Genomic DNA, 25,953 nt, shown 5'->3' with positions numbered 1-25,953 from the left:
CGGGGGGCTCAGGCGCGGCCCCGGGCGATGTTCGAATAGGTGATGCAAGTGGTGCCGCCCGGGTAGTCTCACCGCTCGGCGAGCACCCCGCAGTGCGGGGTCTCAGTTTCGTCCAGGCTGTCCAGCCAATCCGACAGGCAGGCGAAAGCTGCGTCGCCCGGATCGTGCATCATCATGCAATGGGGAGCCTCCGGCAGATACCGGTAGTCGTAGCCGAAGAAGGCAGCGACGGCGGCGTCCTGTCCCTCAGGATGGCGCAGCGGGTCTTCCCGCCCCGCCTCGACCACAAGCCCCCGGTCGGCCCCCCCTGTCACGTTGATCTTCAGGCCGTAACGGTCGTTCAGCGCTGCCGGGCTTTCGGGGCCAAGTCGGGGCAGCCAGTCTCCGGCGTCGGGCGCTCCGCCCATGTAGACGTCGCGGAACCGGTCCGCACCGGGGGGGCCAAAAGGCTGCCCGTCGGGAAGGAGCGGAACGGCTGTTACCCCGAGCATGTTGCCCGGCGGCGACGGGGCGAGAAGCACGACCGCGGGCAGCTTCCGCCCCTCGGCCGCGAGCGCCAGCACCAGCGCGCCCAGCGAGTGGCCGACCGCCACAGGCGGCGTCAGCATCTGGTCCAGCGCCTCTTCCACCGTCCGGGCAAAGTCCGCGACCCCGAGGGCGGCGAAGCCCGCTGGCTGCGGCAGGCCGCCGTGTCCGGGCCAGTCGACGGCCGCGACTGCGCGGCCGCGCGCCAGGAGGCGCCGCATCCAGAGGGCGTAGCACCATGCGCCGTGATAGGCGCCATGGACCAGCAGCACCGGCGCTCCGACCTGTGGGCCGGAAGGGGCCGCGACCCACAGCCGTCCTCCCGAGGGCAGCATACGGGCCGTGCAGAAGGTGGACAGATCGACGTCGGGCCGCATGGTCTTCGGGACATCCGTCACGGGCGCTCTCCCGCTGCCACCTTGGGACGCGCCAGCCGGGAGCGGAGCGCGACCGCGCTCACAATCAACGCGCCGACGATGTTCAGCGCAAGGGATGGCCAGAGCAGCATCAGCCCGGCCACCAGCGTCACGCCCTGAAGCGCGCGTCCCAGCGGTCCGGCGAACCATCCCGCGAAGGCCGCCGACAGGGCGATCGTGCCGATCAGGCAGGCCGCCAGTGCCAGCGCGATCTCGACCGGGGCGCCCTCCAGGAGCGTCTCGGGACGGAACACGAAGAGGAAGGGCAGCAGGTACTTGATGATCGCGAAGCGCACCGTTTGAACCGCGGTCGCCCACCACGAGGCCTTGGCAAGGCCCGCCGCGACGAAGACCGCCGCGCAGACCGGGGGGGTGATCGCCGAGAGCGTTGCGAAGTAGAAGACGAACATGTGCGCCTGAAGCGGAGCGATGCCGAGTGCATCGAAAGCGGTCAGGATGGTGGACACGGCCAGCACGTAGGCTGCGGTTGTGGGCATCCCCATGCCGATCACCATGACGACGCAGCCTGCCAGCACCAGTGCGAGGAACAGGTTGTCCGAGGACAGCGACAGGACGGCATCGCCGAACTTCACGCCGATGCCGACAAAACCGATGACCCCGATCAGCACCCCGGCGGCCGCGCAGAGCGCGCCCAGCGTTACCAGCGGTTCCGCGGCTTCGAGCAGCGCTGCGCTGAGGTTCCTGGCCCGTCCGAGCAAACCTGTGCCCTGTGACTCGCCGATCAGGAGGTGCAGGGCGGCGAGCGTCAGGCAGGCCGACAGGATCGACAGGCCGACCGCGAAGCCCGACAACAGCATGAAGAGCAGAACGCAGAAGGGGGCGGCGAGCGGCAGCCAGACGGCCGGACGCTTCAGCCGTGCGGCGTCCGGCATATCTTCCTCCGGCAACTGGCCGATCCCCGAGCGAACGCTCTCGAAATGCACTGAGGCAAGGACGCCGGCGTAGAACAGCAGGGCGGGCACCAGCGCGAGCGTCATCATGTGACCGACGGGCAGGTTCAGGAACTCCGCCATGAGGAAGAGGCCCGCGCCCATCAGCGGCGGCGTGATCTGCCCGCCGGACGAGGCGGTGGCTTCGATGCCGCCGGCGACCTCGGGGCGGTAGCCCATGCGCTTCATCATCGGGATGGTGAAGTTGCCGGTCATCGCGACGTTGGTCACGGAAGAGCCGGTCATCGATCCGACCATGGCCGAAGAGATCACCGAGATCTTGGCCGGTCCGCCGCGCAGGCGCCCGCCGACCAGCTTGGCAATGTCCATCATGGTCTCGCCTGCGCCGGTCGCCATCATCAGGGCCGAGAACAGGATGAAAAGGATCAGGAAGCTGCAAAAGATGTCGAAGACCTGTCCCCAGATCCCATCGGTAGACAGGTACAGCATCGAGGTCAGCATCCGGAGGCTGACGCCGCCGTGACCGATCCGGCCGGGCAGGAGGTCTCCCCAGAGTGCATAGGCGCCAAAGATCCCGACCAGGATGGCAAAAGTCCATCCGATCGTGCGGCGCGAGAGCTCAAGGATCGCGGCGACAAGCGCGAGGCCGAGCACCACCGCCTCGGGGCGGCGCGCGACGGGGTTCATCATCACGTCCCAGTAGTTGGCATATACCCAGCCTGCCGCGACGAGGATCGTGCCCAGCATTGCGATGTCGAGAACGCGACCCGGTAGACCGGCCAGCCGCCCGGACCGTCCGGCCGGCGCGATCATGACCGCCAGGCCCGCCACCAAGGCCAGCACGATGGCGCGATGTTGCACATTGGGCAATTGCCCGAATGCCGCGCCCCAAGCCGTCAGGCCGATGAGTCCGGCGGAGAGAGAGAGGACGACGGCGCGGCGCCAGCCCTCATACGCGATCGGATCGGACGGAGTGTCCGGGCCCGATGTCTTTTCGCTCGTCTGCATGGAAATCCTCCTGCACCCCGCTTGTGTGATCGGTGGCTCTGCGGCAGGGAAGGGCCGTCGCACGGCGGCTTCTCCTTCCGTCCGGGGACCGGCCGCTCAGGCCGGTCGCACCGGGAAATTGACCCGGTCCGCCGGTGGTGGCCCCGGATCGGCTCCGGGACGTTCACCAGGTCGGACCGGGCAGACCAGGTCAGTCTTGAAGTTCGGGCGGAAGAAGCCGGGCCGGCACCTCGTAGCCGGCCTCGCGATAGGCTCGGACGGCTCCGGCATGCAGTGGATATTCCGAGACATCGAGCGTCTGCTGGGCGATGTCCACGCCTTCGATTGCCGGGAGCGCAGCAGCCTGGGTGTCAGTCGAATCGAGCATACCCTTCACGAGCTGGTAGGCCATGTCCTCCTCCATCCTTTCGGTGGCGGTGAAGCCAATCCAGACCGCGTGCACGGTGTAGGGTTCGGAGCCTTCGGTCACGCCAGCGGGCATGTCGTAAAACCCCATCCAGGGCATCGCGGCGCGGATCTTCTCGATCTGCTCGTCGGTATAGCCGATGGGGTGGACTGGGGTCGTCAGGTTCAACTCGGCCGATGCGCTGTCCAGGCGCGGCGCTTGGGTCGCGCGCATCTGTCCGTCACAGCGGCCGTTTTTCAATGCGCTGATCGCGTCGGTGCTGTCGGACATGTAAAGGTCCGGCTTGATATCGAGCGCCTGCAGCACGCGCAGCATGTTCTTCTGCTGCGACGACCCGTTCATTCCTGGATGGAAGCAGCGGCCCTCGAAGCCGGCTAGGTCGGTGATCCCGCTGGCGTCGGTCGCCATCATGTTTTGGATCGCCGGAAGCGTCCACCAGAGCACACGGAAGCCGTCATAGCCCTCGGCTTCCGCATCGGCGATGAGGTCGGGCGAGATGCCTCCGAAGTCGATGTCCCCTTCCTGCATCAGGACGGAGTTTGCGGCGAAGCCGCCCGGGCTGACCACAGTGACGTTCAGCTCCGAATTGGCGGCCGATATGCCGTTCGCCAGGGAACTGTAGTACGGATAGAAGGTCGAAGTCGTCGTCGAGCCACCCATGTTGAGCTGGGTTTCTGCGGCAACGGGCGCCGCGATGGAGCTGGCGGCGCAAAGAAGCGCCGCGACGAGGCGGGTAAATGGTTTCATGGGTCTCCTCCCTTGGACACCCCGACCTTTTCCCTCTTTTCGTTCGATAAGAAAAATTGTTTGTTTTTATTTCGCCATAACATGAGATTCTGGGATGCAGTCACTCTCCACCCGTCACCTCCGCGTTATCCTCGCCATCGCAGACGCAGGGTCCATCACTGCGGCATCTCAGGACCTGGGCGTCAGCCAGCCTGCACTCAGCGCCTCGCTCCGCCAGGCAGAAGAGATCGTGGGCCTGCCGCTTTTCGATCGGACAGCGCGGCGCGCGCGTCCGACCGCGGCAGGCGAGACGCTGATCCCAGAAGCGCGGCGCATCCTCTCCGATGTCGACCGGGCCACGGACCGGCTGCGGGACCTTGCCGCAGGGCGGATCGGCCAGCTCTCCATTGCCTCTCTGCCCTCGGCCGTGACCGAGATCGTGGCCCCGGCGCTGCGCCGCTTCGTCAGTGCCTATCCCGGCATCCGCGTCGCCGTCCGGGACGCGCTCAACGCCGAGGTCTCTCGGGCGATCCGCTCGGGCGAGGTCGACCTTGGCTTCGGTGTCGCCGGAGAAGAGGAGCGCGACCTCTCTGCCGATGTGGTCCGCACCGACAGCTTCATCGCCGTGCTGCCTGCCGGACACCGGCTCTGCGCGCAGGAGACGGTAAGCTGGTCCGATTTTGCGGCTGAAACACTGGTGGAAGGCGCGGCAGGGTCCAACACGCGCGCCAGCGTCCGGCGGCACCTGGGCGTCGAGGGGGCGGGAAGCGCCATCGAATGCTCCTTCGTGCCGACAACCATCGGGCTCGTCCGGAACGGTCTAGGCGTCAGCGTGCTCTCGGAACTGGCATGCAGACCTTTCGCCAGGGACGAGCGGATCACCCTGAGGCCCCTCCTGCCGGTTGTCGAACGGCCCATCTCGATCCTGAGGCGCGGTGACCGCCCAGTCAGCCCTGCCGCCAGGCTTTTCCTGGAGTTCATTGAGGTCGCGTGACTACTTGCGAAAATCGGGGGCTGAGCGGAGGCACCATCACGATGATCCAGGTCGTGCTGCCGCAGTTCTGCGCGCGCCTGGCTGGGGGCTATCATCAACGGGACCTCAAGCGTGACGCTGAAGACCTTCGACCTGCTGTCGGTCTACACCGCCAGCAAGGCAGCGGTGAACGCGCTCACTGAGGTGATGGCGTTGGAGCTCGCCGCGTTCGGGATACAGAGCCACGTAGTGCTGCCGGGCCAGGCGCCCGGCACCGCCTATTCCTCTATGAATCTCTCTCCGGTTCAACCGCGGCAATCTCTGTCCGCCACTTCGGCAGCTTGACCGTAACCACGGTCCACCCGTCTCGACGGTCGATCTCCAGCTCGCCGCTCTGCATCTCGACGAGACACTTGGTAAGTGGCAGGCCGAGGCCGACACTCCCTGTCTTACGCGTATTCACGTCCAAGCCCGTCTGGAACGGGCTCATCAGAACACCGAGCTGACACTCTTCCAAGGCATCGCCGTTGTCCCTGAGCTCGAAAGAAAGCCCATCCGGCCCAGCAAGCGAACACACCTCCACCATATCGCTGCCGTGCGGAAGGGCATTTCCGAGGATGCAGGACAGCGCCAGCTTGGTCATGACGGAATCCAGGAAGACACGCTCAGGGCGTCCACCGCGCCGTCCGGCGCGACGGCGCTGTCGGCGAAGATCAGTCCGGGGTCGCCCTGACTATTCTCGGGCCAGACCCTATAGCAGCGGCGTTTCGCAGCGCACCTCGATGGAATTGGCGAGATGGCGCAGGACATTGTCGAAGCTTAGGCGCGTGCCGGTTGCGAGGATACGGCGGACAGGCCACTGTTCAAATACGCGTTAGACAAGCAACGGCCAATCAGTGGCTTGGATGCCTGACGCGGGCGCCCGCCCGCCCATGCCGCGAAGGAGCTCTCAGCACAAACACCTGACGGCTGAGATGCTGCTCAGATCATCTACGGCAGCTCTTGGAAACCTGCGCTCGGGAAGGGTCGGTCCCACGAATGTCGGCTCTGGGCCGAGATCGCCCGAACCCGGCGGGTTTCCCCGCCGGGCCCGAGGGTAGACCCCGTTCTCAGAACGGGATCTCGTCGTCGCGGTCGACCAGCTCGGGGTTTTCGTTCTCGGCCGACTTCGGGCGGCTCAGGAAGTCGACCTTCTCGGCGATAATCTCGCAGCCGTAGCGGTCGTTCCCCATGCTACCGATCCACTTGGTGTAGTGGATGCGGCCATGGACGAGGACCTTCATGCCCATTTCGCAATGCTCCGCGACCGTCTTGCCGAGTCCGTTGAAGCAGGTGATGCGGTGCCATTCGGTGTCCATGACCCGGTAGCCGTTCTCGTCGCGCATCACACGGCCTTCCGAGAGGCGGGGGCGCGAGGTGGCGAGGCTAAAGTTGGTGATCTTGGTACCGCTCTGGGTGGTGCGGATTTCGGGGGTCTGACCGATGTTGCCGGCGAGGATAACCATGTTCTGCATGATAAGCTCCTGTGTGTCCTGCCTTCGGGACCGTCCCTTCGACAAGACCCGGAAAAAGCCCGTCGGGTGACGCGTGCACGGTGGACAGCATGGACACCGGACACCCCCAGAGGTCCGGGGTGGAGCGGGCAGGACGCCACAGGCGGCCAACACGGCCCGGACTGACGCGGGGTTGCGCGCAGGAGACCGAACGGGATTAGGGGATTTTCAGTCGAAGGTATGGCCCAGGAGACAGAGAGATACGGGGAGCCCATGCCAGCCCATGTCCCCTTGCCAGTCGGGACAGGTTGACCCCCTACCCAACTCCGTGGCGGCGAAAACCATGCCCTCAGATTTCTCGCGTCACCTTGCGCCTCTGCCTATTGGACGGTGGGTACGGTTTCCGAGACGGACAGCGGATGCCGGGTTGGTTGGACACAAGGCGCATTCGCCAGAACTCAACCATAGGGTGAAAATGGTACGCATATCAACAAGCTGAAGTTCAATGTCAGGACCTGCCCTACCACACGCGATCGCCGCCGACTTGGGAACAACCGCTGCATGCGCGCCCCGCGGACCCGGAGGCCGCGTTACCTCAGGCGATTACGCAGCCAAAATGTCCAACACCAAGAGCATGTGTCTGCGACAGTGACTTGACCCAAACCACGAGCATTTTCCCGGACGGCTGACCCAATCACGTGGTTTTTCGCTACCGTGTCCGAATTTCTCAGCGCCGTTCTCAACGGAACTGAAGGCACATCATGTTAAAGACGTGGCTCTTTTCGACATGACGCCACGCTCACGTCAAACAAAACGCACTTTGCTAACATTAGGCCGGGAACATGTTAAAGCCAACATACGCCATTCCGGACCTCCCTCCTGCGACGGAGATTGAAACGATCCCAGTGCTGAAGGCTTTGACGCGCGCCAGCCGTGCCCTTTCCGACCTCAAGGGCCAAGCCAAGACAATCCCGAACCAGGGCATTCTGATCGACACGTTGGCTCTGCAAGAAGCCAAGGCGTCATCAGAGATCGAAAACATTGCCACAACGCAGGACGAGTTGTTCTAGGCCGATTTGTTTCCTGAAGATCCGCAGTCCCCCGCCGCCAAGGAGGTTGCTCTCTATCGCGACGCTTTGCGGCTTGGCTACTCTCGGCTGGGGGAGACCGGAGGGCTGGTCTGCCCCCATCGGGTGGTCGGGTTTGATTGTTGGTGCATCGTGGGCCTCTGGTCCGTTGGGATGACGCTTTCTGGCGCGGGTGGGCGATAGCCTAATGCGCTGTGCGGCCTGACCACTGCCCGGCAGGGCATCACGCAGTGATGTCCCGAGAGGGAGTGTTGTAGTGTATGCGCTATAGCTCGATCAGGAGATGGGCTTCGCGCAAGCTGTAGAGGATTTCACCATTCAAGAGCTCGTCCATTGCCCTCTCGGCAGATTTGCAGCGCAAATCGCCTGCCAGGCAGCGGTATCACCTGCCAGCCAGCGTTGTTCAGCAGGCCGGTGACCATGCGGTAGCCATTGCGCCCGTATTGATCGGCCAGCTCGATGATATTGTCGGTCAGGCGCTCCTCGTCCTCCGGCGCGGGATACCTTGCGCTGCGTGGACCGATGCTGCCCGAACGTGCGGCAGGCCCGGCGCTCCGATACGCCAAGTTCTCGTCGCACATGGTCGATGCATTTCCGGCGACGCGAAGGATGAGGCGGTTGTCCGCCATTGGTCCGAGGCCAATGGACGAATGAAGTTTCCCTTTGCCGCCTCGGTCAGGATCAATTTGTCCAGCGTCAAATCAGACACCGCCCGCCGCAGCCGCTGGTTCTCCTTCTCCAGCTCTTTCAGGCGCGCAAGCTGAGACCGCTGCATCCCGCCATAGAGCTTCCGCCAGCGGTAAAACGTCTGCTGTGTCACACCGATTTGACGCGCCGCCTCGGAAATCGTTGCGCCTTGTCCTTGCAGAACTTCAACTTGCCGAAGCTTCGATATAGTCTCCTCGGGCTTATCTCGTTTTCCAGCCATCGCTGATCCTCCAATTAGCGGGATGAATCTATCCCAGTTGGTGGACCACCTTCAGGGGACTACTCCAATGACCGCGATTTCTCCCGACCGATTGATCGAACTCCGCAAGCTGCGCGGCTTGGGGCGTCCGAAGCTGGCGAAGCTCTCCGGCCTCTCGGAACGACAGATCGCGCGCCTTGAAGGGGCCTTGCCGATGAAGGACGCGCCGAGCGCAAAGATGTTGACGCAGCTGTCCGATGCCCTTCGCGTAGAGCCGGGGGCCTTTTCAGGTGACGCGCCGCTGACCGACTCAGATTTCGACTTTACCCACGGCAAATCCTGTAGCTGCTGCTGACAAAATGGCCCGCCCTCCGAGAATGACGGGCCTGTTGGTCGGGGTGGCAACTTAGGCAGGTACGATCACCCCGGGCAAGTCATTGACCAGCATCGTCTCGGACGGCTGGAAATGGATGACCGAGCGGATCGACTTGCCCGCATGGAGAAGATCGAACGCCGTGTTGATCTGCTCATGCGTCATGTTGTGGGTGATGTAGGGATCGACGTCGAAGTTCCCCCGGAGCCATTCATCCACCATGCCGGGCAGCTGGCTGCGCCCCAACACGCCGCCAAAGGCCGACCCGCGCCAGACACGGCCTGTAACCAACTGGAACGGCCGCGTGGCGATCTCTTCGCCCGCGCCGGCCACGCCGATCACGGTGCATTCGCCCCACCCCTTGTGGCAGCATTCCAGCGCCGAACGCATGACGTTGACGTTGCCGATGCACTCAAAGGAATAATCGACGCCACCGTCCGTCATCTCGACTATAACATCCTGAATGGGTTGGGTGAAATCCTTGGGGTCGATGCAGTCATGTGCCCCGAGCGACCGCGCCAGCGCGAATTTGTTGGGGTTCGTGTCGATGCCGATGATGCGCGACGCGCCTTGCATCTTTGCCCCCTGGATCACCGCCATGCCCACCGCGCCGAGGCCGAAGACCGCGACCGTCGCGCCCGGTTCCACCTTGGCGGTATTGCGCACGGCGCCGATGCCTGTCGGCACGGCGCAGCCCATGACCGATGCCTTGGCCAGCGGTGCCTCCTTGGAGATCTTCGCCACGGCAATCTCGGGCAGAACAGTGTACTCGCTGAAGGTCGAGGTGCCCATATAGTGATGGATCATCTTTCCCTTGTAGCTGAACCGCGAGGTGCCGTCGGGCATGAGGCCCTGACCTTGGGTCTTGCGGATGGTCTGGCACAGGTTGGTCTTGCCGGACTTGATGTAGGGGCAGTTCGGGTCTTCGGGGGTGTAAAGCGGGATCACGTGATCGCCGGGCTTGAGCGAGGTCACGCCGCGACCTAACTCTTCGACGATCCCGACAGCCTCGTGGCCGAGCACAGCCGGAAACAGCCCCTCGGGATCGGCACCGGACAGGGTGAACATATCGGTATGGCACAGGCTTGTCGTGACGATGCGAATAAGGACTTCGCCCTCTTTGGGACCGTCCAGATCGATCTCTTCGATCTCCAGCGGACGGTTTGCCTCCCAGGCAACGGCGGCACGGGTTTTCATGGGTCTCTCCTTGTCATCTCCCAGACCATGGTTGTAATAATATAACAGACAAACCGCGATGGCGGTCACCCGGCAGATCGGGCCAAACGACCTGTCTTTCCGGCCAAGGAACCTGATTTTGTTGATGTCTCATACGAGCAGCAGCCGCTCTGAGCGCCGTCGCAGCGTCGCACTGATCGTCTATCCCGGTTTCAAAACGCTGGAAGCCACCGGCCCGCTCAGCGTGCTGGGTTATGCGTCGCAACACCTCGCGGCGCAGGGCTTCGGGGGCGGTTACGATGTGAGCATCGCCGCGCCGCGCACCGGGATGATCCCTTCGGACACTGTTGTCTCGCTGGAGGCGAAGGTCGCCCTGCGCGATCTCGGGGCCTGCGACACGGTGATGATCGCAGGCGCGCCACGCATCGAAGAGGTGCTCGACGCGGAGCCGGAGGTGGTGCGCTGGTGTCGCCAATTCGGGCGCAAAACAACGCGTTGTGCCGCGCTCTGCACCGGATCGTTTTTTCTGGCGGAGGCGGGTGTTATGGATGGCCAGCGCGCTGCGACCCATTGGAACTACGCCGCGCGGATGCGTCAGCGCTTTCCGGATGTGATGGTCGATGCGGATGCGATCTTTGCGCAGGCGGGCAGTTTCTGGACCTCGGCGGGGGTGACGGCGGCGATTGATCTGGCCCTGGCCTTTGTCGAACAAGACTACGGCCGGGATATCGCGCTGGCCGTGGCGCGCGACATGGTCATGTATCTCAAGCGTCCGGGTGGTCAGTCGCAGTTCAGTACACTGCTTACCGGCCAGTCCGCCGGTGCGTCGGGCATGGGCGATGTGCTGACGTGGATGAACGCACGGCTGGATCAGGCTCTGACGCTGGAAGACATCGCCCGCGCCGCCGGAATAAGCGTGCGCAGCCTGACGCGCGGGTTCACTGCTGAATTCGGGGCCTCGCCGATGGCCACGCTGGAGCGGCTGCGCTGTGACCGCGCCAAGACGCTTCTGCTCGATACGGATTTGCCCCTGAAGACCGTGGCCTTCCGCGCCGGGTTCCAGTCGGATGAGCAGATGCGCAAGGCCTTCCGCCGCCGCTTCTCGCTCTCGCCGCGCGACTACCGCGCACGCTTTGCGACAGCGGGATCGGAACAGGCCTAAACGAAGGGCCGCAGCAGTGCCGCAACCGCCGTCACGATCAGCAGGCCGGCAAACACCTGCATCACGGGTGCGGCGAGGCTCAGCTTGCCATTGGGGTCGAGGCGCATCGCCAGCCGCCCGAGGCCAAGCCCGGCACCTGCAACACCAAGGTTGAAGGTTGCCGTTCCAAGGCCCATGGAAAAGGTCGCGATGATCCCTGCGGGCAGGATGTCGAAATGCCAGCAGATCACCAGAAGGAAGAGCGCACCGGAGCAAGGTCGCATGGCGATGCTGATCACGAGGGCGCTCATCTCGCGCAGGCTCATCTCCTCGCGGATGTCGGAAAGCTCAGGGCCATGCGCATGGCCACAGCCGCAGGCGGCATGGATGTGCTCGTGGCCATGCTTATGCTGCGCCTGAACCCCGCGCTGCCGCCACAGCGCACACGCGCCACGGAAGGCAAGCCACAGACCAATCGACCCGATGAACAGATAGCTGAGCGGGGCCAGCGCCTCCTCGGTCAGGCCAACCAATTGCTCGCTGGTCACGCGGATCAGGCCGATGCCAATCAGGACAAGCAGGATCGCGGTGAGCGACTGCCCGAGGCTGGACAGTAGGGTCAGCACCGTCAGTCGACGCATCTGCGCGCGACTGGCCAGCGCCGTTCCGCCCAAGAGCACCTTGCCGTGCCCGGGACCGAGAGCATGGACCACACCATAGGTAAACGTCAGGCCGCACAAGGACGGCAAAGCGCCCGCATCGCCGCGTTGCACGGCGCGAACGCCGGTGGCCATGGTGTTCTGGATCTCCCGCTGTGCCTGTGCCGCCCACCACGTCAGCCGCGTGGTATCCACCAGAGTCACCAGAAGGACAACCGCCGCGACAACAGTGAGCAAGATCAAGGCGATGCGTGTCAGGGACATGTCAGTTCGAGTTTTTCGGCAAACAGCCCGCCCACATTGGGGTTCTCCGGGATTTCTTCTCGTGACAGTGCCCGCAGCTGGTCTTGCAGCTTGGCAATTTCTTCATCGGGATCGAAGTGGATGATCTCGAAACGACAGGTACCCACCGGTCCCTCGACCGCGCTTTTGTCCGTCACGGTGTAGGCGTAATAGTAGATCGGATCGTATAGTTCGAGCGTCGCAGTGCGTCCGTTCATGTCGATGGGCTTGCTCAAAGAGAGAGTGAAGCCAACGCCGATCTGGTCGCCGGGCGCCTCCGCCCAGGCCTTCTGCGGACGCGACAAACGGACCTTTTCGCCGTCGATGAGGAGGTAGGTATCACCTTCGTAGTCCGGTGCCCAGTCAGTCTCACCCTCGATGACGCGGCGCAGATCGGACTCGTCGAGCTTGCCGTCCCTGTCGGGATCAAGCCCGAGGTTCTGCATGGCCATGAGCGTCGTGAAGGCATCGTAAAGCCAGTGGATGCGCACCGCCTCCAGCTGGCCGCTGTCATTCAAGACGAAGCTGCCGGTCACATCCACGAAAACATGCGGATGGGCCTGTGGTCTGGAGGGGAAACTGGTCACGAGGATCACGACGGCGAGGAGGGAGATGAGGATGCGCATGGGCGCCAGATGGGGGCGCTCTCGCGCCCCCGTCAAGTCACGCTCAGGATGCGCCCAGGCACTCGGCAAGATTTGAACCAAGGTTGCGGATCAGTTGTGGATAGAGGTCGGCGCCCGGTTCCAGATCGGCGCCCAGCGGATCAAGAACACCGACGGTCGCCTCACTGCCCCGGAACACGGTGTCAATCATGCTGGCGTTGAACTGCGGCTCGGAGAAGGCGCAGGTGATGCCCAGTTCCTGAACCTTGTCATGGATTTCCTGAATGCGGGCCGGGCTGGGGTCGGAGCTGTCGCCCACGCGGATCGAGCCCGCGGCCGGGAAATCGAACCGGTTCTCAAAATACTGGTAGGCATCGTGGAAGACCACGAAGGCCTTGCCCCGGACTGGTTGGAGGCTGGCCATCACATCATTGATCGACGCGTCGATCAGCTGCTGACCTGCCGCGGCATTCGCACTGTAGGTTTCGGCATTTTCCGGGTCCAGTTCGGAGAGCTCAGCGGCAATCACACCCAGCCAGACGCGCGCATTCTCCGGATCAAGCCATGCGTGCGGGTCGTGGCCACCATTGTGATGGTGGTCTTCTTCATGCGCCTCTTCATGCGCGTGGTCGTCGTGATCGTGGTCATCGTGATCCTCATGCGCCTCGGCGTGCGTTTCCTCGCGGCGGTCGTCATGATCGTCGTGCCCGTGCTCTTCCGCATGATCCTCGTCATCGTGGTGCTCGTCGTCATCGTGGCTGTGCTTTTCAAATGTTGCGCCTTCGCGCACCTCCAGCTCGGTCACCCCTTCGACTCCGATCAGCTCAACGACCTGCGCATCCGAGGCCAGCGCCTCCAACGGACCTTCCAGCCAAGGCTCCAGCCCTTCGCCGATCCAGAAGACCAGATTGGCCGCCTCCAGAGCTTGCGCCTCCGAGGGACGCATGGAATAGCCATGCGGCGAGGCGCCCGGCTGCACCAGCAGATCCGGGCTGCCGAGATCGCCCATCACCATTGCAACAAGCGAATGAACAGGCGCGATATCGGTGGCGACCTTCGGGACGTCCGCCGCAGCGGAGGTGGCGATGCCGATGGCCGAGACGGTTCCGAAAAGCAGGGTACGGGACATGTAGAACTCCTTGATCTAATTGGCCAAGGATGTAATGGTTATGTTATAACCTATCAAGAAGAAAAAGAAGACATGACCCCGGGCGCATGCAGATGAAGCCGCACCAACAGTCCCCCGATCCCTCGAACCGGGCCGTCTCTGCCTGTCTTGAGCGCGCCGAACTCTTCTTCGAAGGCAAGCGCAAGCGCCTGACGCCGATCCGTCGTCGGGTGCTGGAGATACTGTTGGCGCAGGGCTGTGCGATGACCGCCTACAAGATCCTCGACCAGCTGAAGGCCGACGGCAAGGCGCCGCATCCACCGGTCGCCTATCGCGCGTTGGATTTCCTCGTAGAGTTCGGCTTTGTTCACAAGATCGAACACCTGAACGCCTATGTGGCCTGCACCCATCCCCACGCGCATCACGCCCCGGCCTTCATGATCTGCCGTCTCTGCGACAAGGTCACGGAAACGGCCTCTCCGGCCTCCACCGATATGATGCAAAGGCTCGCGCGGGAGACTGGCTTCGTGGTCGAGGAAACGATACTGGAGGCCGTCGGGATCTGCCCCGATTGCTGCGACGACGCAGGGGTTGCGCCAAGCACATGACAATCTTCACATTCGACAGCGTCGGGCTGACCATCGGAGACAGCGCGATCCTCAGATCCGTGTCCTTCGGCATGGCGGCAGGCGAGATCGTCACCATCGTCGGGCCGAACGGCTCCGGAAAATCGACGTTGCTGCGGCTTCTGATCGGCTCCATCGCGCCGAGCGGCGGGCGGATTACGCGTCAGGCGGGATTGCGGATCGGCTATGTGCCGCAGAAGCTGGCGCTCGATCCGACCTTGCCGATGACTGTCGACCGCCTGTTGAGCCTGCGACGGCGCGTGAGACGCGCCCGGATGGCGCAAGCGCTTGAAGAGGCGGGCGTTCCGGGGCTGGAGCAGCGTCAGATCAGCGCGCTGTCAGGCGGGCAGTTGCAGCGCGTCCTTCTGGCACGGGCCCTGCTGGGTGAACCCGATCTGCTGGTTCTGGACGAGGCGACACAGGGCCTTGATCAACCGGGTGTCGCGGCCTTTTATCGGCAGATCGAGCGCGTACGGCAGGAGCATGGCTGCGGCGTGTTGATGGTCAGCCATGATCTGCATGTGGTCATGAGCGCCTCTGACCGGGTGATCTGCCTGAACGGGCACATCTGCTGCCAAGGCACGCCGCAGCATGTGGTCTCCGCTCCGGAATATCGCGCCCTGTTCGGCGAAGGCACTGGCGGGGCGCTGGCGCTCTACTCACACCATCATGACCATCCGCATGACCACAAAGACGATCAGAAGGAGCACGCGCAATGAGCTGGGCAAACGCGATACTCGACGATTTCGTGATGCGCGCCATTCTCGCCGGGATCGGTCTGGCCTTCGCTGCGGCGCCTTTGGGATGCTTCGTGGTCTGGCGGCGGATGGCCTATTTCGGCGATGCCACGGCACATGCGGCGATCCTTGGCGTGGCGCTCTCGCTGACCTTTTCCGTGTCGATCTTCATGGGGGTGATGGGCGTGGCACTGGTCATGGCCTTCACCGTGTCCACACTCAGCGGGCGCGGCTTTGCCATGGACACCATGCTGGGCGTGCTGGCGCATTCGGCGCTGGCCTTTGGCCTCGTCGCCGCCTCCTTCCTGTCAGGGATAAGGGTCGACCTCATGGCCTATCTGTTCGGCGACATCCTCTCGGTGATGCCGCGTGATCTCGCGGTGATCTGGGGCGGCGGTGCGCTGGTTGTGGCCCTGCTGATCTGGCGCTGGTCGGCGCTCCTGACCGCGACGCTCAACCCCGACCTGGCCTATGCCGAGGGCGTCGATCCCCGGCGCGAGCAGATGATGCTGAACGTGGCACTGGCCATCGTGGTGGCCGTCGCGATCAAGGTGGTGGGGGCGCTGCTAATCACCGCGATGCTGATCATCCCCGCCGCCGCCGCACGCCCATTGACCAGCACGCCCGAGGTCATGGCGCTTTTGGCCGGAGGAATGGCCTGCGCCTCGGTGGTGGGCGGCATCCGCGCAGCCTGGATTTTTGATACGCCCACCGGCCCGACCATCGTATGCGTCGTGGCCGGGCTCTTCGCGCTGTCGGTAACGTTGGGTCAGCTTCTGGCGCGGCGCTAAGGCGGCGGACCCGGTCAGGGGCCGCGCGGCCTCAGTTTATGTAGACCGAGTCGATCTCCTCTTCGGGATCGACGATCGGATCCAGCACCAGCAACAACCGCGTCTCGCCGGTTCCGGCAATCGGTGGTGAGCGGTGCAACAGCCCCGACAGCGGCGTCTCCGGCCAACGTGTGCCACGTAGCACGATGGGCGACCCGGTGGGCACGGTCACGATCTGCTCCGGATCCTGGCCATTCTGCGAAAGGCCGTATTGCGTGCCGGTGCCGCGATAGGTGCAGACCAAACGCGCCGTCACCGCATCGATATGAAACTTGCGGCAGGCATTGGTGCTCACCACGTCGAAGCGCAGCCGCAGAAACGGCGTGTCCATCACATCGGCAAAGATCGCGGCCAGTGCCGAGGCATCCCCGATCAGCATGTCGCGCTCGGGGGTCGCTGGGGTGCCATGCATGTCCGAGACGCGCATCAGCGCATCGCAGACCTGCGCGGGCCGCAGGATCATGCGCGTGGCAGGCAATTGCTCACGCGACAAAGCGTCGAGCCATTTCTGGAACCGTGCCAAAGGCTGGCGTGTCCAGATCGCCGCCGCGCAATCCGGCCTGCGGATGGCGGCCAACTCTTCGGTCGCGTCACTCAGAAACACGCAGTCGTCCAGCGTCTGGGCGGCATTGATCGTATAGATCATCGCTTGGGTCATCGTGTCGTCCTTGGGTCAGGGCTGATAAGGCAGCGAGGAATGGTGCAGCACGATGCGTAGCACCCCCGCATCGTCGCGTTTGTAGCCAAAGCTCTTGTCGACCTTGGTCGCCGCGCCGGTCTTGTCCGTGAGGCTCACCCAACCCATCCACATGGCAACATCGCCCTGAATGAACTCGGCTGCGGTTTCGCTTTCTATCGACCGCCAGCCCTGGATCGCGAAGCCCGCGTCCAGCGGGTAGTCATTTGAATGGCCGCAGAAGTAGGCCACAGCGCCTTCGCGGGTCGGGCGGAAGGTCTGCGCACCGCTGGCCATGGTCGGTTTGAACAGCACCGGGCCGAGTGTGTAGCCGTAATAGGCATCAAGGTTGGCGGCAGCTGTTTGCCGGGCGGCTTCGATCCCGCCATCCTCGAAAGCCACGGAGATTGCGACCTTGCCGTTGCCCCAGATGACCAGGGCCGCGGCGATGTCTTCGGATGTGATTGCCTGCATATCGTCCCTCATGCCGCGCGCTGGCGGTCCATGCGCGGGAAGGGGTCGCGCAGATCTGCCCATTCCTCAGGCGTGAACTCGGTCACATCCATCAGCGCATCATTCAGCTTGGCACAGATCACCTCGCGCTCAAGTCCGACGCCGATGAAAACGATCTCCTGCCGCCGGTCGCCCCAAGGCTCCGCCCACATACGCGCGATCTCGGCCTGCGCCTCCGGGTGCGTGGGCAGGCGATCCTCAGGCACGGAGGCCCACCACCAGCCCAGCGGCTTGACCGAGGACATGGCCCCCGCCAGCGAGAATTCCATCGCCCAATTGGGCTGCGAGGCGATCCAGAAATGTCCCTTGGCGCGGATCGTGCCGGGCAGCGTGCCATTCAGTGCCGCGTGCAAGCGCTCTGGATGAAAGGGCGCGCGCGCGTTGTAGACGAAGGAGGTGATGCCATATTCTTCGTCCTCGGGCACGTGGTTGGCAAAACCATAGAGCTCTTTGGCCCACATCGGATGCTCATGCGCGGTGTCGAAGTCGAACAGCCCCGTGTCGAGGATCGCATCGGAGGCGACCTCGGAGTGATCCGTCTCGATGATCCTAGCATCGGCGTTCAACGCGCGGATAATTTTGCGCGCCTTGTCGGTCTTGTCCATTCCGGCGTCCGACACCTTGTTTAGGATCACCACATCAGCGAATTCGATCTGCTCGGTCAGCAGGCTCACAAGGCTGCGGTCGTCCTGATCGCCAAGGCTCTCGCCCCGGTCGGTCAAGAAATCATGGCTGGAATAGTCGTTCAGCAGGTTCACCGCATCCACCACCGTGACCATCGTGTCCAGCCGCGCCACGTCCGAAAGGCTCTCGCCCTGCTCGTCGCGGAAATCGAAGGTCGCGGCGACGGGCAGCGGCTCGGAGATGCCGGTGCTCTCGATCAGCAGGTAGTCGAAACGCCCCTCTTCCGAGAGTTGACGCACCTCCTTCAGCAGATCGTCCCGCAGGGTGCAGCAGATGCAGCCGTTGGACATCTCCACCAGCTTTTCCTCGGAGCGGGACAGCTCAGTGCCCTCGCGCACGAGGTCCGCGTCGATGCTCACCTCGGACATGTCATTTACGATGACCGCAACGCGGCGGCCTTCACGGTTGTTCAGCACCCGGTTCAGAAGCGTGGTCTTCCCGGCGCCGAGAAATCCGCTGAGGACGGTGACGGGTAGACGGGTATCGATGGCGGACATGGCTGTCTCCTTTTGTTTATTTGTCAAAACGGCATTTCGCCGGAGTGGATTAGGTCAGGATCGGATGGGGCTGCGGGCATGTCCTTGGGGTGCATCTTCAGCATCGAGAGGCTGGCACGCAGATCCGCCTCGGACATGTCCCGCGCGATGACCACGACGCGACAGCGAGTATCCATCCCCGACGAATTCTTGAGCGGCACGGGCTCATCGAAGATGTGCTGCACACCATGGAACACGAAGGGGAACTCCAGCCCTTTCAGATGCACGATACCCTTGATGCGCAGAATATTCGGACCTCTCAGCCCGATGAGCGTATCTAGCCAGAGATCGAAGACCTCGGCGGCAATCGGGCCGTCGATCTCGAAAGACACGGAGACGATTCTGTGATCGGCACTCGCGGGCATGGCTCCAACCGTCGGCAGGACAGCAGGGGCCCGGTCAGTGGTGTTGGGATCTGCCGAGAAGCCGGACAATCCGGCCAGAGGATCCGGCTGCCCCAGCCACTGCCCAACATCATCGGAAGAGACCCCAAGGCGCATCGCCGTCACACCGAACAGCGCCCCCACCGGCATGCGCCCATGCTCGGCCCGCATGCGTTTCGCGGATGGGTTCATATCCGCAAGCCGCGCATCCAGCCGCGCCAAAGCGCTCGCCGCGACGAGATCGACCTTCGACAGGACGATCAGATCCGCCATCGCCACCTGCTGAACTGCTTCGAACTGACGGTCCAGCGTGTTCAGCCCGTTCGCCGCATCTACCAGCGTGACGATCCCATCCATCCGGTAATGAGGTCCGACGATGCGGTCCATGATGAGGCTGTGCAGGATCGGACCCGGATCGGCGATGCCTGTGGTCTCGATGACCACCCGGTCGAAGTCCAAATCCCCGCGCTGCCGCCGCGCCATCAGCTTGCCCAGCGTGCGGAGCAGATCGCCGCGCATGGTGCAGCAGATACAGCCCGACTGCATCAGCACAGTCTCCTCCACAGCCTCTTCGATAAGATCGTGATCGAGACCGGCATCGCCAAATTCGTTCATCACGACGGCAATCCGCCCGGCGTCGGGATCGCGGATCAAGTGGTTCAGAACCGTGGTCTTCCCCGCCCCAAGGAAACCGGTGAGAACGGTTATCGGAATTCTGTCATCCATCTTTGCTACCATCCTCGGCACTCCAAAACCCGGTACAGAGCATATAAAGTAACGTTATATCATAACGCAATGGGTCAGGGATACTCGTTGCGCTCGGCTTTGAAAAGCACAACAGGGACAACAGCTTGCCCAATAGCAACGCCGATTCCCGGGGTCATCTGGTTACAAGCATGAGGCGCGACGGCGACCAAACAAGCAATGTCGGAACCGTTCGTCGGCCCGCTTGGCGGTGCCCTGACCTTAGTCCCGGTCTGTCACGCCGCAAGCATGACGCGTCCCCGCACAGCGGAGGACGCGATCATGAGATAACCCCGTTCTTTTATCGTAGAGCAAATCCTGCCCCTAACATGGTTTGATCAGAAGACTTTCAGAATCCACTATTTTTCTGGCTAGCAGATGAGAAAAGAGGGCTGGCACCGGCCGTCGCATCCCGTGTTGCGAAGTTCAGGATTGGGTCGGCGTAGCAACCGCCCCACTTCGTCAGATCTCGACGCCCTCTGAGATCGTGAGGGCGTCTTCCAGGTCCACGTCCAGATATCGGACAGTGCTGTCCATCGTGGGTCGTACCCGAGAAGAAGCTGCACGGCCCTCAGGTTCCCTGTCTTCCGATAGATCTGCCCTAACCTTGTCCGCCGCATGGAATGCGTGCCGTACGACGAGAGTTCCAGCGCGATGGACGTGACCCAGTCACGCACGAGCCCGGCATACTGACCCGTCGAGATGTGAAGGCGTTCATTGAAGCGTCCGGGCCAGAGATGCTCGGATCAGATCAACAACGGCTCGGCCATCCAGCGGGCCAATGACCGCCGTGTGCCCTCGGTGATCTCGAACCGAACCTGCCGACTGGTCTTGCTCTGGATCACGGATGCCCGCTCCTTGACCTGACCCGTGGCAAAGACATCGACGACCCGCAGTTTCACAAGATAACAACCTCGCAGCTTGCTGTCGCTCGTGAGATTGAACAGTGCCAGGTCACGGTGCGGCTCCGCAAGTTCAAGCCTGACCCTGATCGCCTAGACGTGTTTTGGCAGCAGTGGACTTTTTTGACCGACGATCCGTCCCCTATTCCATGCAGGGCGGCAGGCGCGGATGGCGGGTAGGTTTGCAGTAGGCATGTCAGTTCCTCCGATCTGCCGCGCCCAGCCACATCGTCAACTTCGTGCTGGCGCGCAAGCATACCACAAACGTGCTGCAGCTGGGTCTCAACGGCCGCTCCGGGCCGCTGGCCTCGGTACCATGCAGAAGATGAAGGTCCAGAAAGCGCAGGAAGCGGAACGCAGGAGCGGCGTCTCTGCACCTCAGCGTGCTGCAATCCGGGCAGATTGGCGACATCGGACGCGCGCCGCTCGGATCCTGATCCGGGCCACGGAACTCGAAAGAAAAGATCGGCATCGACGATTGGCTCAAGACGCGACGATGCCGATCTTGATATCTTTCTGTTTGAAGAGGTCCTTCTCCAGCTTCAGCTGTTTGAAGACGGAGCGGCCTCGGGGTCGCCCGGCGCCGCATGAGGCGCGGCGCCGGGACGGGAGCCGAAGCTTTTAGCCGACAGTTTCGCCGTCTTCGCGCCAGACCGAGATCACCGAGGAACGCGGTTTGCCTTCGCCGTCCGGCCAGGAGCCGCCCGGGTGCTGGATACCCACAAAGGCCACCTTGCGGTCCGCCGACCAGCACAGGCCTGTCACTTCGGCGCCGTTCGGCGCGGTCAGGAAGCGAGCGATTTCACCGGTTTCGGTATCGCCGACCAACATCTGGTTGTTGCCCATGCCAGCGAAGTCGCCTTCGTTGCTGTCGTCGCCATCGGTCTGGATCCACAGCCTGCCCTTGGTGTCGAAGGCCATGCCGTCGGGCGAGTTGAACATGTTGCCCGTCGTGACATTATCCGAGCCGGCATAGGCATCGGCATGAACCTCCGGGTTGCCCGCCATGACGTAGAGGTCCCAGGTGAAATCGATGGTGCCATGATCGCCGTTCTCCGGCGTCCAGCGCACGATTTGGCCGTAGTTGTTGGCCTCGCGCGGATTAGGGCCGCCAACCGGGGTCTCGTCGCCACCGGCGTTGGTCTTGAGGCCGCGGTTCTTGTTGTTGGTCAGAGCGCAATAGGCCTCGGCCTTGAGCGGATTGCAGGCGATCCACTCGGGTCGGTCCATCGTCGTCGCGCCGACCTTCGAGCCTGCCATGCGCGAGAAGACCAGGATTTCTTCAAGGCTCATACTGGTGGACTCGGGGGTCAGAGCAAGCCATTCGCCGGTCTGGTCGGGGTTGAACTTTGCGACGTAGAGTGTGCCGTCCGACAGAAGGCCATCGGTGGGCTGGCCTTCGGCCCAGGTGCCGTTCGAGACGTATTTGTAGATGAACTCACCACGCTCGTCGTCGCCCATGTAGACCACGACGCGGCCATCCGCGGCCTGCACCATCTCGGCGTTCTCATGCTTGAAACGGCCGAGGGCAGTGTGCTTGACCGGGGTGCTCGAGGCATCCGAAGGGTCGATCTCGGTGATCCAGCCGTGGCGATGCGGTTCGTTCGGCTCCTGGCTCAGATCATAGCGTGCATCGTACTTTTCATAGGCGTAGCGACCTTCGCCGCCGATACCGTAGCGGCTGTAGCCCTCGCCCTCGGGCATTTCGCCGGTGGTGCCGAAGTAGCCGTTGAAGTTCTCTTCGCAGGTCAGGTAGGTGCCCCAGAGGGTCTTGCCCGACCCACAGTTGTTCATGGTGCCCTTGGGCGACATGCCTTCCGGGTCCGCATTGGTCTGCACCAGGGCCGAACCGGCGGCTGGGCCGTCCATGGTCATCTGTGTTTCATGGGTGATGCGGCGGTTGAAAGGGCTGTCGACGACAACCTCGTAGCCGTTACCGGTATCGGCAATTTCCATCACCGTGACGCCCTGCATGTTCTTGAGCAGCGTCACTTCGTCGACGTTGGCGGGCATGCCTTCGGACGCTTCGGGCAGGTTGATCTTCGGGTTCACGTACTCGGAGTTGACCGCGATGACCTGAGCGCCATCGACCTCGAACAGCTCCATGCCGTCGGTGTTCTCACCAAAGACCTTGTCCGACATCGCAACGGAAACGCCGGTTTCGGGCGAAAAGGCGCCTTCAGCCTCTGAGAACAGGGGCTGCCCCCATTTGACCAGCGGCTTCCACTGGTAGCCGGCGGGTACGTGAATGTCGAAGTCCGTCGCGATGCCGATCGGTTCGAAGTCGAAACCGGACGACTGGGCGCGCGCCACGCTGGTGGAGCCCATCAGGCCCGATCCGAAGGCCACCGCACCGGAACCGAAAGCAAGGACACCGCTGAGGAAGCCGCGGCGGGACAGGGCCGTTTCGACCACTTGGTCGAAGTCGGTTTCCGCAGGGCGCGGGTCGCGCAGTTCATCGAAGTCGTCCCAGGAAAGGTCGATTGTCTTCTTGATATCCATGGTTGGCTCTCTGGCTTTGGGGATGAGTGTGCCGCCGTCGTCTCGGCGGCGGTGTCCAGTCGTTTTAGAGTCACCAGATTGTAAGATTTGTGACCGTCGCTTGTAGGTTTTGCGAAATGCGCGCGTTTCCGATCCGGGTGAAACCACCTCCCCTCGCATCACCCGGTGCGGCTGTCCGAAGATCCGAGTGCGGGACATGAAGCGGTCAACCCCGGCGAGCTGGGCGCAGTGCGCGACTCTGGCGGGTCAGTTGGCGGTGTCCCTCTCGCGCAGGGATCGCCCGGGGCGCTGCGGGACCTACGCCCAGTAAACGCCGACTGCGTTCCCTTGGGCGCTATCGACGTCGTCGCTCTTGACCCGTGTGCCCGGAGTGGTCTTCGACTGCCCTATCTCCGCCGCGATCAGCCCTTTACGGCCCCTCGTGAAAAGCGCAGCATCACCCAAAGGTCGGACTTTCAGGGCTGCGACTGGTCATCCGCTGCGCCTAGCGTGGAGGTCGGCTCTGGGCCGGTAGAGTCATGGTGCTCTGCCAGGTAGTCACGTGACCTGCGGCAGCGCCGCATGATCACTTCGTGATCATCTTGGCGTTTGCAGCACACATGACTACACAATGACGCATGTCGATGATCCAAGACCTAGAGCAAATCGTGACAACGGTCCTGCCGACCGACCCCAGCTTCCGATCAATCGGGCGCGAAGAGTTGGAGCGACACGTCAACCAAGCCCGGCAGAGCGCACTCGCCAACTCGAAGGATGAGTTTCTGCTCTCCTTGATGCGCCTTCTGGCCCTTCCGGGGAACGGGCATACGCGTCTGATCCCAAACGATGCCATCTCGGTTCTTCCTCTCAGGTTCGCAACCATCGGCACCACTGTACGCCTGCTGGACGCCGCACCGGGCCTCTCTGAGGCGGTCGGGGGCGATTTGATATCCATCAATGGTGTTCCCACAGGTGACATTGAAGTCGCCGCCGAGAAATTTCTGGCGGGAACGCGCCAACGAAAGCGTGTCATCGGGCCAATCCTTTTCGCTTGGCCAGGTGCATTGCGGCACCTGAGAGTTTCTTCAGGCGACGATGCAATCGAATACCGGATGCAGAGTGAAGCAGGCCAGATCAGAGACATTCTTCTGGATCCCAAGAATGGGGTTCCCGGTTCCACGGTCTACCCGCGCAGCGAGCATGGCAGAGCCGACGCATCCTGGACACCTCAGTGTTTTCTGAAGTTCAAGGACTTCGGCCAAGCCGGGCTATTACTGGTCCTCCCAAGCTTCTTTGACCCCGGTGAAGCGGCACTTCCATCTGCAGTTTCCAAGGCGGCGGAACTCGTAAGGTCGCGCCCGGACACTCCCCTGATTATTGACGTTCGAGGAAATACGGGCGGCGACTTTATTCGGACCATGCCTTTGATCGATGCGATATCCGAGGGCGCGAAGGGCCGGCGGGTCGGTTTGCTCATCGACAAGTTCACCTTCTCCGCCGCCATCGTCTTCACCGCCATCTTGAAGCACCGTCTGGGGGAACGGCTCGTACTTATCGGGGAAGAGATGGGGGACGGGCTGACATTCTTTGCGGAAGGAGGAACGATCGACCTTTCGTCCAGTGGAGCGGCCGTTCGGTATTCTACGGCCTTTCATGATTGGGCCGGTGGTCGTACCGACGAGACCACTCCGGTCGAAATCGCGGAGCGAATTGTGCCAATCGGAACACTGGAGCTGGACCGCGTCTGGGTCGCGCCCTCGGACGATACCGAAGCGCTGAAACAGTTCTGCAGCGAGGTTCTAGGTTCAGGACCCATTGATTTGGTTGAGCGAGCGTGATTCACCGTTCGAAAACGAGCGGTGAACATGTCTGATCTCTACTGGTTGAGCGATGCGCAGATGGCGCGTCTGGAGCCTTACTTCCCCAAGTCGCACGGCAAGCCCCGGGTTGATGACCGGCGCGTTCTGAGCGGTATTATCTTTATCAATCGCAATGGATTGCGGTGGCGAGATGCGCCAAGGGAATACGGCCCGCACAAGACACTCTACAACCGCTGGAAGCGGTGGAGCGATAGAGGCGTCTTCGCCCGGATCATGGCTGGGCTGGCGGGCGAGCATGGTGAGGAGACGACCGTGATGATCGACGCAACTCATCTGAAGGCCCATCGCACGGCGTCCAGCCTGGGCGTGAAAAAGGGGGGCGTGGACGGCTGATTGGCCGGACGAAGGGAGGCATGAACACGAAGTTGCACGCCGTCTGCGACAGCCATGGCCGGCCCATCGACCTGTTCCTGACTGCCGGCCCCGTCAGCGACTACATCGGGGCGCGTGCGCTGGTCGGCGGGCTGCCAGACGTGAAATGGCTGCTCGGAGATCGCGGCTACGATGCCGACTGGTTCAGAGAAGCCTTGCAAGACAAGAAGATACGCCCTTGCATCCCGGGCCGGACGAAACGGAAGACGCCCGTCCCGTACGACAAGCGCAGGTACAAGCGTCGCAACCGGATCGAGATCATGTTCGGCAGGCTCAAGGATTGGAGACGGGTGGCGACCCGTTATGACCGATGCCCAAAGACCTTCTTCTCAGCGATCGCACTCGCTGCGACCGTGATCTTCTGGCTTTGAGAGAGAACGAGTCCTGACCCTAATCAAACTTAGCAAAGATGTACTAATCATGGGTCAGCCAGCAAAAGGAGCTGACGATGACTGACAAAGTGTAGTTCATCGCCGGCGCAGGCAAAGGGCTCGGGCATCTGCTCGCTCGCGATGTCCTCAAGGCGGGCGACAGGGTCGTTGCGACCAGCGTGACCGTCGACGGAATTGCGGACAATCTCTCCACCACGGATGACAGGCTGCTCGTTTTGCCACTTGACGTCACCGATCCCGAGGCGGCCTCAGCGGCGCATGACGCCGCCATTGAGGCATTCGGCCGGATCGACGTGCTGGTCAACGATGCGGTCGCGCGCAGCTTGGTTAGTTTGAGACGATCCGTGATGTGGACGTGCGCCGACAGTTCGAGATCAACCTCTTCGGCGCGATGAACGTG

At 62.8% G+C, this 25,953-nt stretch carries 24 protein-coding genes and 3 pseudogenes; 11 read left to right on the top strand and 16 right to left on the bottom strand.

The features are described from left to right. Positions 1 to 68: 68 nt before the first annotated feature. From ABFK29_RS22840 to ABFK29_RS22830, 3 genes are all read right to left on the bottom strand, one after another. Entirely contained in the window at positions 69 to 923 is an 855-nt protein-coding gene (locus ABFK29_RS22840; RefSeq protein ID WP_005859724.1) for an alpha/beta hydrolase, read from the bottom strand. Beyond that, positions 920 to 2,860: a TRAP transporter permease gene (locus ABFK29_RS22835; RefSeq protein WP_005859726.1), complete on the bottom strand. Its 1,941-nt coding sequence runs from the start codon at positions 2,858 to 2,860 to the stop codon at positions 920 to 922. The genes ABFK29_RS22840 and ABFK29_RS22835 overlap by 4 nt, the downstream gene beginning before the upstream one ends. Before the next feature lie 190 nt (positions 2,861 to 3,050). Then, positions 3,051 to 4,013: a TAXI family TRAP transporter solute-binding subunit gene (locus tag ABFK29_RS22830; protein WP_005859729.1), complete on the bottom strand. Its 963-nt coding sequence runs from the start codon at positions 4,011 to 4,013 to the stop codon at positions 3,051 to 3,053. A 94-nt stretch (positions 4,014 to 4,107) separates the two neighbouring features. Between ABFK29_RS22830 and ABFK29_RS22825 the strand changes: the two genes are divergently transcribed. Beyond that, positions 4,108 to 4,986, top strand: coding sequence for a LysR family transcriptional regulator (locus ABFK29_RS22825; RefSeq protein WP_005859731.1), 879 nt, complete (start codon positions 4,108 to 4,110; stop codon positions 4,984 to 4,986). 111 nt (positions 4,987 to 5,097) lie between these two features. Further along, on the top strand, positions 5,098 to 5,310 hold the full coding sequence (locus ABFK29_RS22820; RefSeq protein WP_005859733.1) for an SDR family NAD(P)-dependent oxidoreductase: 213 nt from the start codon (positions 5,098 to 5,100) through the stop codon (positions 5,308 to 5,310). Here ABFK29_RS22820 and ABFK29_RS22815 read toward each other — a convergent pair. Together ABFK29_RS22815 and ABFK29_RS22810 are read right to left on the bottom strand one after the other, a co-directional pair. Further along, positions 5,252 to 5,608, bottom strand: a complete 357-nt coding sequence (locus ABFK29_RS22815; RefSeq protein WP_005859735.1) for an ATP-binding protein — start codon at positions 5,606 to 5,608, stop codon at positions 5,252 to 5,254. The two genes, ABFK29_RS22820 and ABFK29_RS22815, sit on opposite strands and share 59 nt — an antisense overlap. A 466-nt stretch (positions 5,609 to 6,074) precedes the next feature. Beyond that, a complete protein-coding gene (locus tag ABFK29_RS22810; RefSeq protein ID WP_005859736.1) occupies positions 6,075 to 6,479 on the bottom strand; it encodes a single-stranded DNA-binding protein in 405 nt (134 codons plus the stop codon). Positions 6,480 to 7,300: 821 nt separating this feature from the next. Here ABFK29_RS22810 and ABFK29_RS22805 point away from each other — a divergent pair. Beyond that, positions 7,301 to 7,639: pseudogene (locus ABFK29_RS22805) on the top strand (Fic/DOC family N-terminal domain-containing protein); the annotation flags it as partial. A gap of 290 nt (positions 7,640 to 7,929) precedes the next feature. On the opposite strand, the pseudogene ABFK29_RS22800 reads toward ABFK29_RS22805, so the two are convergent. Then, positions 7,930 to 8,474 (bottom strand): annotated as a pseudogene (locus tag ABFK29_RS22800) (transposase); the annotation flags it as partial. Positions 8,475 to 8,541: 67 nt separating this feature from the next. Between ABFK29_RS22800 and ABFK29_RS22795 the strand changes: the two are divergent. Continuing rightward, the gene (locus ABFK29_RS22795) at positions 8,542 to 8,808 is read left to right on the top strand and encodes a helix-turn-helix domain-containing protein (RefSeq protein ID WP_050772426.1); all 267 of its coding nucleotides are present in this window, start codon (positions 8,542 to 8,544) and stop codon (positions 8,806 to 8,808) included. Between the two features lie 51 nt (positions 8,809 to 8,859). Here the strand turns inward: ABFK29_RS22795 and ABFK29_RS22790 are convergent, their stop codons facing one another. Continuing rightward, entirely contained in the window at positions 8,860 to 10,023 is a 1,164-nt protein-coding gene (locus tag ABFK29_RS22790) for an S-(hydroxymethyl)glutathione dehydrogenase/class III alcohol dehydrogenase (protein ID WP_005859744.1), read from the bottom strand. Between the two features lie 124 nt (positions 10,024 to 10,147). Between ABFK29_RS22790 and ABFK29_RS22785 the strand changes: the two genes are divergently transcribed. Beyond that, positions 10,148 to 11,164 (top strand): GlxA family transcriptional regulator, encoded by a 1,017-nt coding sequence (locus ABFK29_RS22785; RefSeq protein ID WP_040604670.1) that lies wholly within the window; start codon positions 10,148 to 10,150, stop codon positions 11,162 to 11,164. Here the strand turns inward: ABFK29_RS22785 and ABFK29_RS22780 are convergent. The 3 genes from ABFK29_RS22780 to ABFK29_RS22770 are packed head-to-tail and all read right to left on the bottom strand — an operon-like array spanning position 11,161 to position 13,818. Further along, a complete protein-coding gene (locus ABFK29_RS22780) occupies positions 11,161 to 12,066 on the bottom strand; it encodes a nickel/cobalt transporter (protein WP_005859747.1) in 906 nt (301 codons plus the stop codon). The genes ABFK29_RS22785 and ABFK29_RS22780 overlap by 4 nt on opposite strands. Further along, positions 12,057 to 12,710, bottom strand: coding sequence for a DUF1007 family protein (locus tag ABFK29_RS22775; protein WP_005859748.1), 654 nt, complete (start codon positions 12,708 to 12,710; stop codon positions 12,057 to 12,059). The genes ABFK29_RS22780 and ABFK29_RS22775 overlap by 10 nt, the downstream gene beginning before the upstream one ends. A gap of 43 nt (positions 12,711 to 12,753) precedes the next feature. Next, complete coding sequence (locus ABFK29_RS22770) at positions 12,754 to 13,818, bottom strand: zinc ABC transporter substrate-binding protein (RefSeq protein ID WP_005859750.1); 1,065 nt, start codon at positions 13,816 to 13,818, stop codon at positions 12,754 to 12,756. A gap of 92 nt (positions 13,819 to 13,910) precedes the next feature. Here ABFK29_RS22770 and ABFK29_RS22765 point away from each other — a divergent pair, with 92 nt between their 5' ends. From ABFK29_RS22765 to ABFK29_RS22755, 3 genes are read left to right on the top strand one after another with little or no spacing between them, the layout of a single operon-like run. Further along, positions 13,911 to 14,405 carry a transcriptional repressor gene (locus tag ABFK29_RS22765; RefSeq protein ID WP_347100565.1) on the top strand — a complete coding sequence of 165 codons (495 nt, stop codon included), beginning with the start codon at positions 13,911 to 13,913 and terminating at the stop codon, positions 14,403 to 14,405. Next, positions 14,402 to 15,142: a metal ABC transporter ATP-binding protein gene (locus ABFK29_RS22760; RefSeq protein WP_005859754.1), complete on the top strand. Its 741-nt coding sequence runs from the start codon at positions 14,402 to 14,404 to the stop codon at positions 15,140 to 15,142. Before ABFK29_RS22765 ends, ABFK29_RS22760 begins: the two co-directional genes overlap by 4 nt. Then, on the top strand, positions 15,139 to 15,951 hold the full coding sequence (locus tag ABFK29_RS22755) for a metal ABC transporter permease (RefSeq protein ID WP_005859756.1): 813 nt from the start codon (positions 15,139 to 15,141) through the stop codon (positions 15,949 to 15,951). The genes ABFK29_RS22760 and ABFK29_RS22755 overlap by 4 nt, the downstream gene beginning before the upstream one ends. 31 nt (positions 15,952 to 15,982) lie before the next feature. Here the strand turns inward: ABFK29_RS22755 and ABFK29_RS22750 are convergent, their stop codons facing one another. From ABFK29_RS22750 to ABFK29_RS22725, 6 genes and pseudogenes are all read right to left on the bottom strand, one after another. After that, on the bottom strand, positions 15,983 to 16,648 hold the full coding sequence (locus tag ABFK29_RS22750; RefSeq protein WP_005859757.1) for a DUF1826 domain-containing protein: 666 nt from the start codon (positions 16,646 to 16,648) through the stop codon (positions 15,983 to 15,985). Positions 16,649 to 16,663: 15 nt separating this feature from the next. Continuing rightward, positions 16,664 to 17,140 carry a hypothetical protein gene (locus tag ABFK29_RS22745; RefSeq protein ID WP_005859759.1) on the bottom strand — a complete coding sequence of 159 codons (477 nt, stop codon included), beginning with the start codon at positions 17,138 to 17,140 and terminating at the stop codon, positions 16,664 to 16,666. Positions 17,141 to 17,148: 8 nt separating this feature from the next. Continuing rightward, the gene (locus tag ABFK29_RS22740; protein WP_005859760.1) at positions 17,149 to 18,360 is read right to left on the bottom strand and encodes a GTP-binding protein; all 1,212 of its coding nucleotides are present in this window, start codon (positions 18,358 to 18,360) and stop codon (positions 17,149 to 17,151) included. 23 nt (positions 18,361 to 18,383) lie between these two features. Further along, positions 18,384 to 19,508 (bottom strand): CobW family GTP-binding protein, encoded by a 1,125-nt coding sequence (locus ABFK29_RS22735; RefSeq protein ID WP_005859762.1) that lies wholly within the window; start codon positions 19,506 to 19,508, stop codon positions 18,384 to 18,386. A 480-nt stretch (positions 19,509 to 19,988) separates the two neighbouring features. After that, positions 19,989 to 20,518 (bottom strand): annotated as a pseudogene (locus ABFK29_RS22730) (tyrosine-type recombinase/integrase). A 531-nt stretch (positions 20,519 to 21,049) separates the two neighbouring features. Further along, positions 21,050 to 22,930, bottom strand: a complete 1,881-nt coding sequence (locus ABFK29_RS22725) for a PhoX family protein (protein ID WP_005859768.1) — start codon at positions 22,928 to 22,930, stop codon at positions 21,050 to 21,052. Between the two features lie 623 nt (positions 22,931 to 23,553). Between ABFK29_RS22725 and ABFK29_RS22720 the strand changes: the two genes are divergently transcribed. From ABFK29_RS22720 to ABFK29_RS22710, 3 genes are all read left to right on the top strand, one after another. Further along, positions 23,554 to 24,747, top strand: a complete 1,194-nt coding sequence (locus ABFK29_RS22720) for a peptidase S41 (RefSeq protein WP_347100561.1) — start codon at positions 23,554 to 23,556, stop codon at positions 24,745 to 24,747. A 27-nt stretch (positions 24,748 to 24,774) separates the two neighbouring features. Further along, positions 24,775 to 25,532 (top strand): IS5 family transposase gene (locus tag ABFK29_RS22715; protein WP_085983406.1). Its coding sequence is split into 2 segments (ribosomal slippage): positions 24,775 to 25,096 and positions 25,096 to 25,532, totalling 759 coding nucleotides; the frame shifts between segments, so codons are not numbered across the junction. A gap of 98 nt (positions 25,533 to 25,630) precedes the next feature. Next, a complete protein-coding gene (locus ABFK29_RS22710; RefSeq protein WP_347100667.1) occupies positions 25,631 to 25,948 on the top strand; it encodes an SDR family NAD(P)-dependent oxidoreductase in 318 nt (105 codons plus the stop codon). Positions 25,949 to 25,953: the final 5 nt, after the last annotated feature.

Origin of the sequence: Sagittula stellata E-37 (assembly GCF_039724765.1) — a bacterium.
In the GTDB taxonomy this organism is placed as follows: domain Bacteria; phylum Pseudomonadota; class Alphaproteobacteria; order Rhodobacterales; family Rhodobacteraceae; genus Sagittula; species Sagittula stellata.
The sequence above is the reverse complement of the archived record's forward strand: the minus strand, read 5'-3'. Positions and strand labels throughout refer to the sequence as shown.